General features: G+C 74.4%; 8 protein-coding genes. 3 read left to right on the top strand and 5 right to left on the bottom strand.

The annotated features are described in order from the left end of the window. On the top strand, nucleotides 1-605 hold a 605-nt coding region (locus ACFQSB_RS15460; protein ID WP_380827130.1), incomplete at its 5' end, for a cellulose binding domain-containing protein. A 172-nt stretch (nucleotides 606-777) separates the two neighbouring features. On the opposite strand, the gene ACFQSB_RS15455 is transcribed toward ACFQSB_RS15460, so the two are convergent. From ACFQSB_RS15455 to recD2, 4 genes are all read right to left on the bottom strand, one after another. After that, on the bottom strand, nucleotides 778-4,329 hold the full coding sequence (locus ACFQSB_RS15455) for an AfsR/SARP family transcriptional regulator (RefSeq protein WP_380827129.1): 3,552 nt from the start codon (nucleotides 4,327-4,329) through the stop codon (nucleotides 778-780). 76 nt (nucleotides 4,330-4,405) lie between these two features. Next, nucleotides 4,406-5,548, bottom strand: coding sequence for a serine hydrolase domain-containing protein (locus tag ACFQSB_RS15450; RefSeq protein WP_380827127.1), 1,143 nt, complete (start codon nucleotides 5,546-5,548; stop codon nucleotides 4,406-4,408). Between the two features lie 71 nt (nucleotides 5,549-5,619). Beyond that, entirely contained in the window at nucleotides 5,620-6,207 is a 588-nt protein-coding gene (locus ACFQSB_RS15445) for an NADPH-dependent FMN reductase (RefSeq protein ID WP_380827126.1), read from the bottom strand. Between the two features lie 279 nt (nucleotides 6,208-6,486). Beyond that, entirely contained in the window at nucleotides 6,487-8,625 is a 2,139-nt protein-coding gene (gene recD2 / locus ACFQSB_RS15440; RefSeq protein WP_380827124.1) for an SF1B family DNA helicase RecD2, read from the bottom strand. 80 nt (nucleotides 8,626-8,705) lie between these two features. Here recD2 and ACFQSB_RS15435 point away from each other — a divergent pair, with 80 nt between their 5' ends. After that, on the top strand, nucleotides 8,706-9,227 hold the full coding sequence (locus ACFQSB_RS15435; RefSeq protein WP_380827122.1) for an NUDIX hydrolase: 522 nt from the start codon (nucleotides 8,706-8,708) through the stop codon (nucleotides 9,225-9,227). Nucleotides 9,228-9,329: 102 nt separating this feature from the next. Here the strand turns inward: ACFQSB_RS15435 and ACFQSB_RS15430 are convergent, their stop codons facing one another. Beyond that, nucleotides 9,330-10,385: a ParB/RepB/Spo0J family partition protein gene (locus ACFQSB_RS15430; protein WP_380827121.1), complete on the bottom strand. Its 1,056-nt coding sequence runs from the start codon at nucleotides 10,383-10,385 to the stop codon at nucleotides 9,330-9,332. 519 nt (nucleotides 10,386-10,904) lie between these two features. On the opposite strand from ACFQSB_RS15430, the gene ACFQSB_RS15425 reads away from it, so the two are divergent. Further along, nucleotides 10,905-12,083 carry an MFS transporter gene (locus ACFQSB_RS15425; protein ID WP_380827119.1) on the top strand — a complete coding sequence of 393 codons (1,179 nt, stop codon included), beginning with the start codon at nucleotides 10,905-10,907 and terminating at the stop codon, nucleotides 12,081-12,083. Nucleotides 12,084-12,119 lie beyond the last annotated feature (36 nt).

Here is a 12,119-nt window from a genome sequence, read left to right as displayed (position 1 = left end):
CGATCACCGAACTGGACATCCAGGGCGGCTCCGCGCAGACCTACCAGTCGGTGGCCAACGACTGCCTTGCGGTGTCCCGCTGCGTCGGCATCACCGTCTGGGGCGTACGCGACAGCGACTCCTGGCTTGGCGCCAACACCAGCCCCCTGCTGTTCGACACCAGTGGCAACAAGAAGGCCGCCTACACCTCGGTCCTCAACGCCCTCAACTCGGCCGGCCCGGGCCCCTCGCCCACGCCGACCCCCACTCCCACGGTGACCCCCACCCCGAACCCCACCCCGACCCCGACTCCGACGCCCACGCCGGGCACCGGGGCGTGCTCGGCGACGCTGAGCACGGTCAGCAGCTGGCCGGGCGGCTTCCAGACGACGGTGACGATCACCGCGGGCTCCTCGGCGGTCAACGGGTGGACCGTGCAGTGGACCTGGCCGAGCGGGCAGAGCTTCAGCAGCGTGTGGAGCGGAACACCGACCGTCTCCGGCTCCAACGTGTCGGTGAAGAACGCCGCCTACAACGGGTCCATCCCGGCGAACGGGTCCACGACCTTCGGCTTCACCGCCAACGGCTCCGCGGCCACCCCCACCGCCACCTGCACCAGCCCCTGACGGGCAGGTAGGTGGGTCCGGCCGGTGTCCGCACCGGCCGGACTCGGGAGCGCCACGGCGTGGCGGCCATGACAGAGCAGCGGCCGGCGGACCGGCCGGGCCGGTTCCGCCGGGTTCGGGCCGGGTGGTGGAGACACCACCCGGCCCGAACCCATTCACCCGTCCCACGGACTCAGGCGACGGTGGCGGTGCCGAGGAGGGCGCGGGCCTGCTGGGGACTGAGCGTGCGGCCCTGGGCGAACAGGTCGGTGAACAGGCCATCGCCGAGCGCGGCCCGCGCCATGCCGGTGGCGCGCCGGGCGTCGCCCTCCTCCGCGGGCGTGACGGTCAGGCTCGCCGACTCCCGGACGGCCGCCGCCGCGCCGAGCAGTCGAGCGGCGAGAGCGGGGCGTCCGCCGAGCGCGCACGCGCCCGCCATGCCGGCCAGCGCCAGCGCGATGTCCCCGGAGGCGCCCAGGTCCATCGCGATGGTGAACGCCTCCCCATGCCTGGCGAGTGCCGCGTCCGCGTCCCCGCGCAACTCGGCGACGTAGCCCAGTTCGACGAGCACGCTCGGCGCGTACAGCGGTCGTCCCGGCCCGGTGCCCTGCCGGTCGGCGGCGCCGGCGAGGTTGCGCAGGTGCTCCTCGGCGACGTCCAGATCGCCCTGCCTGCGCGCGGCGAAGGCGAGGCCCATCTCGGCGAACACCGCGCCCAGAGGAGACGCCTGCTCGGTGGCCAGCTCCAGCCCTTCCTCGCAGTAGGCGCGCGCCGCCGGGTGGTCGCCGCACTGCATCGCGATCCAGCCCAGCCAGGACAGGCGGCCGGAGACGTCGGTCCAGAGCCCGAGGTCGGAGGCGATGCGCAGCCCTTCCAGGTGCAGGTGGTTGGCCCGTTCGTGGTCACCGGTGAGGCCCGCGTGCGCGCCCAGCCACTCGGTGGCCTGCAGCAGGCCCCACCGGTCGCCGAGCTCGCGGAACAGCGCCGCGCTGCGGGCGCCGTCCCGTTCCAGCGCGGCCGTGTCTCCTCGCACATGCGCGTGCTTGGCCCGCAGGCCGAGCGCCGCCGCCACGCCCCACGCGTCCCCGCCGGACTCGAAGGCGTCCAGGGCCCGGGCGATCGACGCGCCCGTGGCGGCCACGTCGCCGAGGTCGATCTCGGCGAACGCGAGAAACCACTCGGCCCTGGCTCGCGCCCCTGGGTCGTCCACGCCGTCGTAGGCGCGCAGCGCCTCCTCGTGGCGGGCCGGCCAGTCCGCGATGTCGCCCAGCAGGAACGAGATCCCGGTGTGCCACGCCGTCGCCCGCGCCCGAGCGCTTCGCAGCCCCCCGGCACCCGCCGTCCCCGGCATCGTCGCGGCCGGTTCACCGGACGCTCCCGACGGCGCGTGTGAGTCGGCCGCTGTCGGCGCCGGCGGGGACTCGGCGGTCGCGGCCAGCGCCGCCCGGAGGGAGCGGCGGGCCTCGTCCAGGCGGCCGCGCAGGAACCAGTACCAGGTCAGCGCGTTGACCAGGCGCAGTGCCACGCCCGCGTCCCCTTCGCACAGTGCGCTGTCGAGCGCGGCGCGCAGGTTGGCGGCCTCGGCGTCCAGGCGCCGCAGCCACCGTCCCTGCTCGGGGCCGTACAGGTGCGGTTCGGCGCTCTCGGCCAGAGCGGTGTAGTACCGGCGGTGCCGCCCGGCCATCCGCCGCGACTCGCCCGCCTCGTCCATGCGGTCGGCGCAGTAGGCGGCCACCGACTCCAGCAGGCGGTAGCGCGGCGCGTCGTCCCCCCGGTCGGTCATCACGACGAGCGAGCGGTCCACCAGCCGCGCCAGCACCTCGCCGGTGTCGTCGTCCTCCGCGCGGACGGCGTGGGCGGCCTCCAAGGTGCAGCCGTCCGCGTGGACGGCCAGGCGGCGCAGGACCGTGCGCTCGGCCGGGGTGAGGAGCTGCCAGCTCCAGTCGATCATGGCCATGAGCGTCTGCTGGCGCGGCGGCGCGCCGCGGTGCCCGGTCGCCAGCAGCCGGAACCGGTCGTCCAGCCCCGCGACCAGGCCGCGGATCCCGAGCGCCCGCACTCGCGTGGCCGCCAGCTCAAGGGCGAGCGGGATGCCGTCCAGCCGCCGGCACAGCAGCGCGACGGCCTCGGCGTTCTCGGGGGTCAGCGTGAACCCGCGCGCCGCGGCGCCCGCCCGGTCCACGAACAGGCGGACCGCGCTGAAGTGCTCCAGCGTCGCCGGGTCAGCTCGCCCGGCCGGGCCGGGGACCTCGAGCGGCGGGACGGGCAACACCACCTCACCGGCCAGGCCCAGGGGCTCACGGCTGGTGGCCAGCACGCGCAGCCCCGGCGCGGCGCGCAGCAGTGAGGCCGCCAGCTCGGCCGCCTCCTCGATCACGTGCTCGCAGTTGTCGAGCACCAGGAGCATGCGGCGGGTGCGAATCGCGCGGGCCAGCCGCTCGACCGGCCCGGCCGGCTCGCGGGGCCCGGCGACGTCGCGGACGTCCAGGACGGCCATCACCATGTCGGTGAGCGACTCCAGCGCGTCGCGGGCTCCGGCCCGGTCGAACGCGCCCAGCTCGGCGAGCCACGCTCCGTCGGGACATGACTCGGCCAGCGGGGCGGCGGCCTCCATCGCCAGCCGGGTCTTGCCCACCCCGCCCGAGCCGGTCAGCGTGACCAGCCTGGCGTGCTGAAGTGACGCGCGCACCTCGGCCACCGCGTCCTCGCGGCCGATGAGCCCGGCGATCGCCGTGGGCAGGTTCGACCTCGGCCGCGCCGCCGCCCCCGCGCCTGCCGGGTCGTCGCCCGCGTGGCCGTCTCGTGCCGGACCGAGCCTTCCCGAGCCGTCGTCCCCTGCCGGCCCCCCGCCGGAAGCCGCTCCGCCCGTACCGAAAGGGGCCGCCGGGCCGGCCATGTCGGGGGAGTTCGGTCTCCCCGTACGAGGGACATCGAAGGAGTTCGCCGGTCCGGACATGCCGGGGTAGGCGAACGGGGCCGCCGCGTCCAGAGGGACGGTCAGCGCCGCGTCCTGAGAAAGGATCGACCGGTGGAGGGCGGCGATCTCGCGGCCGGGGTCCAGCCCCAGTTCCTCCGCCAGGTGGGTTCGCAGGCGCTCGTAGCTCTCCAGCGCCTCCGCCTGCCGTCCGTCCCGGTACAGGGCGAGCATGTGCAGGGCGCGCGGCCGTTCCCGTAGCGGGTGGCGGGCCACGTGGTCGCCGAGGTCGTCGGCGACCACGGCGTGCAGGCCGAGCGCCAGCCGCGTCTCGGCGAGGTCCTCCAGCGCGGTGAGCCGTCGCTCCTCCAGCATGGCGACGCTCGCCTGGAGGAACGGCTCGTCGGCGAAGTCGGCGAACGCCGGCCCCCGCCACAGCGCCAGGGCGCCGGACAGCAGGCCGGCCCTGGCCCGCGGGTCGCCGGTCTCGCGCGCCTGGGCCGTCATCGCCGCGAACCGCCGGGCGTCGACCGCGGCGGCCTCCGCCCGCAGCACATATCCGGGCGGAGGTGACACGACCAGGTCGCGGCCGCCCGGCTCGGCGTCCTCCAGCGCTCGGCGCAGCTGGGAGACCTTGGCCGACAACGTGCCGGACGGGTTGCCCGGCGGCCGGTCGCCCCACAGGTGCTCGACGAGCCGGTCGGCGGACACCGGCCGTCCTTCGTACATCAGCAACGCCGCCAGCAGGGCGCGGACCTTCAGGCCGGGCACCGTGACGGGGACGCCGTCACCGGTCCACACCGCCACCGGTCCGAGGACCCCGAAACGCATGACCTTCACGATAACGCGCCCCGGGCCCACCCCACCGCTCCGTGCGCCGAACCGGTCTCCGGCGGGGTGCGGTGGGTCAACGGGGGGTGAGGGCCTTGGCGATCAGGGCGCTGATCTGGTGGTAGGCGGTGTAGTCGCCGGGGGAGACGGTGGTCTTGGCCAAGGCGGTCACGACGCCACTGGCGGTGTCGGCGTAGGCGGCGGTGCCACCGCTGCCGGCCATGCCGAACCGGGTGGGGGCGTCCAGCGGACCGGAGAAGCCGATGTCGTAGCCCAGCCCCCGGGTGGCCGGGAACCCGATGACCTCGTCGACGCCGGTCACCGCGGCGGTGGTGATCTCCCGCAGCCGGTCCGGGGAGACCAGGCGCACCCCCTCCACCTCGTCCATGAGGGCGGCGTACACGCGCGCGATGGCGCGGGCGGTCATCACGCCGCCGGCCGGGATGTCGGCGGTGAGCACGTCGGGCCGGTTGCAGAACGCCGCCGTCGGCATCGCCGCCGGCGGCGCCGCGCTCCAGCCGTCCACCACCCTGAAGAACGGCACCTGCTCGGCCATCGCCGCCATCATCTCGGGGGTCATCTCCATGGCCCCGCCCGCCGGGTCCGCGAGGCGGGCGACGCGGCCGAGCTCGGCCGACGGGACGCCGAAGTACAGCTCGTCGGCGACGCCCAGCGGCGCCGCCACCTCCTGCCGGAGCACCTGCGAGATCGGCGTGCCGGTGACGCGCCGGACGATCTCGCCGACGATGTACCCGTACGACTGCGGGTGGTAGCCCGTCTTGGCGCCCGGCTCCCACCACGGGACGGCGCCGGCGATCGTCGCGCACATCTTGTGCCAGTCGATGAGGTCCTCCGGCGTGGTGTCCACCGGCAGGGCGGGCACGCCCGTGGAGTGCGTCAGGGCGTGCCGCACGGTCGCGCCCTGCTTGCCGTGCGCGCCGAACTCCGGCCACAGTTCCACAATGGGCGTGTCGTAGGACAGCGCGCCGCGTTCGGCCAGGACGTGCACGACGGCCGAGGCCGCCCCCTTGCCGGTCGAGGTGACGTGGAAGGGCGTGTCCGGCGTGACCGGCCTGCCGGTCGCCGCGTCGGCCGTGCCCGCGACGGCGTCGACGACGAGCTCGCCGCGCCGGTACACGGCGACCTGGAGGCCGAGCTCCGCGCCGGAGGCGACGAGCCCGTCGATGGCGTCCTGGACCTGCTGCTGAACGTCCTTCATGAGTGTTCCTTCCAGATGGTGGGGTGAGGTCGGGAGGCCGGCGCACGGGTGATGACGACGGCTCTGGTGAGTCAGTGAGTGAAGGGGCGTCTGGTCCGCGCGTCGCGTAGTGCGTGGGCCCACCAGGTCAGCTCGTCCAGCACCGTCTTGACCGTCGTGTTGCAGGTGGCGGTGGCCTTGGGCCAGGTGCCGTCGGAGGCGTACTGCTCCCAGTAGCACGGCAGGCTGACCGCGCCGCGGATGGCCACCGCGTGCAGCTCGGCGAAGATCTCGCGCAGGTGGGCGGTGGCGTGCAGGCCGCCCGACTCGCGGCCGTAGGCGACGAAGGTGACCGGCTTGGCCCGCCACTCGTCGTAGAACCAGTCGATGGCGGTCTTGAGCGGCGCGGGGAAGCTCCGGTTGTACTCCGGGGTGACCACCGCGAACGCGTCGGCGGCGCCCAGCCGGGGGCCGAGAGCCCGCACCTGGTCCGGGAGGGCCTCGTCGTGGTCGCGGAGGGTGTCGGGCAGCCGGGCCTCGGCCAGGTCCACCAGGTCCACCTCCAGGTCGCGGCGTTTGCGGGCCTGCGCCGCGAACCACGCGGCGGCGGTGGGCCCGAACCGGCCCTTGCGGGTGCTGCCGACGATGACCGCCAGCCTCAGCGGTCCGCTGTCCGTCATCTCCGGCCTCCCTCGGGTCGTCTCGGCGCCGTGGTCTCGACTGTGCCGGGAGGCGTTTACGGTTTGCTTTCGAGCACCCGTCAACAGGCCGCAAGGCGCGTCGCGCACTGGGGAAACGACCGGCGCGGATCGGCGCGGATCGGCACGGGCCAGCACGGACCGGCACGGGCCAGGGCGGGCCAGCGTGGCCGAGTGCGGCGGCCGTCCACCGGCCGTCCACCGGCCACCCACCGGCCGTCCGCGCGCGCCGGCGACCCGGGCGCGAAGGATCGGGCGGGCTCAGGAGGAGGCGCGCAGCATGAGGGACAGGCGCGGGGCCAGGGTGGTGTTGCGGCGGTGGCCGAGGCGGTGGACGGCCAGCTCGAGCGCGTCGCGGGACCCGACGAGGACCACCCACGAGCGGGCCCGGGTGACCAGGGTGTAGAGCAGCCTGCGCTGCAGCATGACCCCGCCGTACTCGGCGACGAGCGGGGCGACCACGATGGGGTACTCGCTGCCCTGCGAGCGGTGCACGCTGATGGCGTACGCGTGCGTCAGCTCGTCGAGGCGGTCGAAGCCGTAGGTCACCGGGCCGCCGTCGTCGATGTGGATCTCCACCAGGCGCTCGGCCACGTCGATCGCGGTGATCGTGCCCGTCTCGCCGTTGAAGACGCCCTTGTCGTAGTTGTTGCGGATCGGCATCACCCGGTCGCCGACGCGGAAGACGGTGTCGCCCGACCAGTGCTCGGCCTTGCCCTCGCCGGCCGGGTTGAGCCGCTCTTGCAGGACCCGGCCGATGGCGGCGGTGCCCGCGGCGCCCTTGCGCATCGGGCACAGCACCTGCACCTGGTCGGCCGGCACGTTCTGCTTGCGCGGGATCGCCTCGGTCGCCAGGTGGACCACCCGCTTGGCGACCTGCTCGGGGTCGTCCAGTTCCTCGAACCAGAAGCCGCCGCCGCCCGGCAGCGCGGGCACCTCGCCCGCCCGGACGCGGTGGGCGGCGCGGATGATGGCGCTGCCGCCGGCCTGGCGGAAGACGTGGGTGAGCCGGACCCGGGGGATCTCCTCCACGCGCAGCAGGTCGGCCAGGACGCTGCCCGGGCCGATGCTCGGGAGCTGGTCGCCGTCGCCGACCAGCAGCAGGTGGCTGCCCGGGGTGAGGGCCGAGGTGAGCCGGGTGGCCAGGTGCAGGTCGAGCATGGACGCCTCGTCCACCACGATGAGGTCGGCCTGCGCGGGCGTCTGCTCGAACAGCGTTCCGGAGTCGGGGTCGGGCTGGTGGGCCAGCATGCGGTGGATCGTCGTGGCGGGCAGGCCGGTGAGCTCCGACAGCCGCTTGGCCGCCTTGCCGGTGGGCGCGGTGAGGGTGACCGAGCCGCCCATCGCCCGCACCGTCGCGGCGATCACCCGCACGGTGTGGCTCTTGCCGCAGCCGGGACCGCCGGTGAGGACCGAGACGGTGCTGGTCAGCGCCGTGGTGACCGCCGCGCGCTGGTCGTCGTTGAGGCCGGGGTCCTCCTGGAACGGGCGCATGGGCAGGGTGGAACGCGCGTGGTGCAGGCGGGCCAGGTTGGCCGCCAGCCGCACTTCGCGGGCATGCTGCTCCTTGGCGTACACCGCGGTCTGGCGGGCGTCGGTGAGGGAGGCTTCGACGACCACCCGCCGCTCGGCCGCCAGGGCGTCCACCATCTGCCGGACCAGTTCGTCGTCCTGGCCGAGCAGGTCGGCGGCCTGGGCGAGCAGGGTGGGCAGCGGCAGGAAGCAGTGCCCCGAGCCGGCGGCCGCGGCCTCCAGCCGGTCGATGATCGCCGCCTGGACGCGCTGCGGACTGCGCTCGGGCACCCCGGACCGCAGGGCGATCTTGTCGGCGGTGGTGAACGCGATGCCGCGCACCCGGCCGATGAGGCGGTACGGATCGCGGGTCAGGATGTCGGCCGACTCGGCGCCGAACGTTTGGTACACCTTGGCCGCGAGCAGCGGGCTGACCCCGAAGCCCTGCAGCACGACCATCAGCGCGGCGACGGCCTTCTGCTCGGCCCACGCCTCGACGATCTGCGCCTGGCGCACCGGGCCGATGTTGACGACCTCCCTGAGCCGGTCGGGCTCGGTGTCGATGACGGTCAGGCTGGACTCGCCGAAGTGGCTGACGATCGCGTGGGCCAGCCGGGGGCCGATGCCGCGGATCAGCCCCGAGCCGAGGTACACCCGGATGGCGCGGACCGTGGACGGCGCCACCCGCTCGCACGCGGTGACCGTCATGCGGCGGCCGTGGCGCGGATGATCCTCCCAGTCGCCGGTGAGCCGCAGCGTCTCTCCGGGCTGCACGCCCGCGAGGACGCGGCCCGCGGCGACGAACCCGGGCGCATCCTCGGCGCTCATGCGGGCGACCGTGTACTCGTCCTCGCGGACGTACACGAGCTGCTCGACGGAGACCTCCACGAGACAGATACAACCACCCGGCACCGACACCGGCGGTAATCCCGTCGCGGCGGCGGCGCGCGGATCCTAGGCTCTACGCTGTGCGCAAGCCCATCCTGCGTCCCACGGCGCGCGTCCTGGTGGCCGACGAAGCCGACCGGCTGCTGCTGCTCCACTTCCACGACGCCACCTGGCTGACGCCGGGCGGCGGCATCGACCCGGGCGAGACGGTGGAGGTCGCCGCGGCCCGCGAGCTGCGGGAGGAGACCGGCCACCGCGTCACGCCCGACCTGCTCGGGCCGGTGGTCGCCACCACGGCCGGTCACTGGCGCGGCGGCTGGGACGGCAAGATGTACTACTCGGTCGAGACCTTCTTCTTCCTCCGGGTGGCCGAGCTCGTCATGGACACCTCCGGTCTCATGGAGTACGAGCGGCGCGACATGGTCGGGCACCGCTGGTGGACGCTGCCCGACCTGCGGGTCACCGAGGAACGCGTCCGCCCGCTGGGGCTGGCGGGCCTGCTGGAGCGGTTGTACGCGGGCGAGGTGCCGGACGAGCCGGTGCCCCTGCCCTGGCACCATCCCGAGTTCGCGCACCTGCCCGTCCCGCCGCCCCGCCGCTGACCGCCGCCGACCGCCGCCGACCGCCGCCGACCGGCGGGGAACGGCGGGGAACGGCGGGGCGCCGCGGGGCGGTGCCAGGCGGTCGAACGGCGCAGAGGGGGATCAGGCGGTGGTCTCGGCGCGCCGGCGGACGTGCTCGGCGAACTCCAGCCACTCCTCGGCGACCGCGCACGCCAGGTCGGCGATCATGTAGGCGCAGTGCGAGGGCATCGTCCCGCTGAGGTCCTCCCAGCCGCGCACCCCGGCCGTGTGCTCGTTGAGCCAGCGCAGCAGCGTGCGCCCGGAGTCGGTGAAGCGCACCGAGGGGTCCCGCTGGAGTTGGTGGAGGATCGCCGCAGGGTCCTTGGGCCGGTCCGCGCGCCCAGCGGCGGCGACCCGCCGCAGCCGGCGCTCGGCGCCCGCGGGCTCGCGGCGCTCGTCCCGTGCGCGCTGCTGCGGCGGGATGGGGTCCTCGCCGCGCATCATGCGGTTGCGCACGTCGCGGGCCGTGCCGAGCGAGATGCCGGCCTGCTCGGCCACCTGGCGCAGCGACGCGTCCGGGCGGGCGGTGAACAGCTCGCAGGCGCGGCGCCGGCCCTCGGCGCTGGTGAGCGGCCGGACGCGGCCGTCGCGCCCGATGCGGCTGAGCGGCTGCGGCACGCCCGGCGTGGCCGCGCGGCGGATGGTGTCGACGGTCTTGGCCGACAGGCCGGTGACCGAGGCGATCGCCCGGTCCGACCACTGGGGCCGCGAGACGACGATGCGGGCGGCGGCCGCCTCGCGGTCGGCGAGCGACAGCGGCAGGCCGTGGGCGGTGTTCGCCTCCACGGCCATGACGAACGCGGTCTCCTCGTCCCCGTCGAAGAGCCGCACCTTGATCTTCTCGTCGCCGCGCAGCAGGGCGGCGCGCAACCGGTGCATCCCGTCGATGACGCGCATGGTGCCGCGGTGCACGAGGATGGGCGGCAGGTCGTCGTCGGACTCGGCGAGCAGGCGGGTGTGCCCGGCGTCCTCGCCGGAAAGGCGCGGCGAGTCGCCGGGCGCCAATGCGCTGATCGCCATTATCTCGTAGTCGCCGGCGTCATTGGCGACCGCCGAGAGAAGCATCCCGCACGGCGTGACGCGCCGGTCGGCGAGCGCGTTAGCCTCACCTGCGGTCGTGATGTCTGCGGCCGGCATCAGGACACCTCTCCCCGTGTTCCGTCGGCGCCACGCGTTCATGCGCACGCCTGGCCATAGGCGGCTGATCCGCGACATGCCGGATGCGTGAAATCGGTGAACGGTGATCGAGCCCTATCGTCATGCGCCGGGGCGAACGCCGCATCTTCCCTGTTGCTGTCCTGCGCGAAAACGTGGCGACGGCCCGGTCGTGACCGGTGTACCCAGGCTGTGGAATAACACGAGAAAATGGAACTCTGGGGTTGCGCGGCGGCCGGGAAACGGGTATCGGAGATGCCGGGCGCGGCGGACCACCCCAGAATTCCCCGCCATTAACGCCGCCCCGCTTGCCCTGCGCATGCCGGCTCCCCAGAATTTCTCTGGTAACCGTTCCGCTTTTCTTCGCCGGCGAGAACCCGGGCCGCGTGACGGGGAATTCGCGCGGCGGCGATCTCACGGAAGGCGCGCGCCCGCGAGACGGCGACCCCGGTCCATGGCACGCCGGAGCCTGATCGGGTTCCGGCCCGAGTGAGGAATGCGATGGCTCAGCAGACGCTCGAGAAGAACGGCATGGCGATCCCGTACGCCGGATGGTTCCTCGTCCAAGCCAACGTGATCATGATCACTCCGCTGCTCGTCCCGGTGGCGAACCACTTCCACGTCGGCCTGGCCGCGGTCACGCTCGCGCTGACCGCCTACTTGCTGCTGTTCGGCGTCATGCAGCCGTTCTACGGGCTCCTGTCGGACTCCGCCGGGCGGGTGCGCGTCATGCGCCTCGGGCTCGCCGGGGTGTCGCTGGGCAACCTCATCGCGGCGCTGGCCCCCAACGTCGCGCTGCTGATCACCGGCCGGGCCGTGGCCGGGGCGTTCGCCGCCGCGCTGGCGCCGGTGACCGTGGCCTACATCGGCGACCGGGTGCCGCCGGGCCGGCGCCAGCGGGTGATGGCCGGCCTGATGTCGGTCGCGGCGATCGGCACCGCCACCGGCACCATCAGCGCCGGCGTGCTGAACGATCTGATCAACTGGCGGGCCGCCATCTTCCTCGTCGCGGCGGGGGCGGCGGTGCTCGCGGCGCTGTACGGCAGGCTGCCGGAGACGCTGGCCGTCAAGATCAGCGGCCGGGACGCGCTCAGGCGGCTCGGCGAGGTCTTCCGCGGCGGATGGTTCCGCTTCCTGACGATCTTCGCCTTCTTCGAGGGCGCGGCGATGGTCGGGTTCTACAACTTCTTCAGCTCCGCGCTCCAGGTGCACGGCAAGAACGCGGCGATCGCCGGCATCGTCACCGGCTCCTACGGCCTCGGCGCCGTGGTCGGCGGAGTGATCGTGCGTTCGATCGACTCGCGCGTGACCGCCGCCGGGCTGTTCGGCGGCGGCTGCACGCTGCTGCTCGTGGGCTTCCTGGCCGCGGCCTTCAGCCAGACCATTCCGGCGATCCTGGCGGCCGGCCTGCTGGCGGGGATGGCCCTGGCCATCGCGCAGTCGACCATCCAGACCTGGATGATCGAGGCGTCGCCCCCCGACGTGCGCGGCACGGCCGCGGCCGTGGTCGCCTCCGCGGTGTTCACCGGGGCCGCTCTGAGCACGGCCGCCGTCGGCGGGCTCGCGGCCGGCGGCCAGTTCCGCCTGCTGTTCGGCATCGCGGCGCTGGTGACCCTGCCCGTCACGGTCGTGGGCGCGCTCGCCCGGGCCCGGTTCTCCCGCGCCACCGTCCCCGCCTGACCCCGGCGCCGCCGCGCGCCGCGAAGCCACACCAGA

The organism is Sphaerisporangium rhizosphaerae (assembly GCF_042665155.1).
GTDB classification, from domain to species: domain Bacteria; phylum Actinomycetota; class Actinomycetes; order Streptosporangiales; family Streptosporangiaceae; genus Sphaerisporangium; species Sphaerisporangium rhizosphaerae.
The sequence above is the reverse complement of the archived record's forward strand: the minus strand, read 5'-3'. Positions and strand labels throughout refer to the sequence as shown.

Excerpts from the sequence above, each read along its gene's own strand:
- ACFQSB_RS15455 (WP_380827129.1), bottom strand. The coding sequence starts at position 4,329 with ATGCGTTTCGGGGTCCTCGGACCGGTGGCGGTGTGGACCGGTGACGGC.
- ACFQSB_RS15450 (WP_380827127.1), bottom strand. The coding sequence starts at position 5,548 with ATGAAGGACGTTCAGCAGCAGGTCCAGGACGCCATCGACGGGCTCGTC.
- ACFQSB_RS15445 (WP_380827126.1), bottom strand. The coding sequence starts at position 6,207 with ATGACGGACAGCGGACCGCTGAGGCTGGCGGTCATCGTCGGCAGCACC.
- ACFQSB_RS15430 (WP_380827121.1), bottom strand. The coding sequence starts at position 10,385 with ATGCCGGCCGCAGACATCACGACCGCAGGTGAGGCTAACGCGCTCGCC.
- ACFQSB_RS15425 (WP_380827119.1), top strand. The coding sequence starts at position 10,905 with ATGGCTCAGCAGACGCTCGAGAAGAACGGCATGGCGATCCCGTACGCC.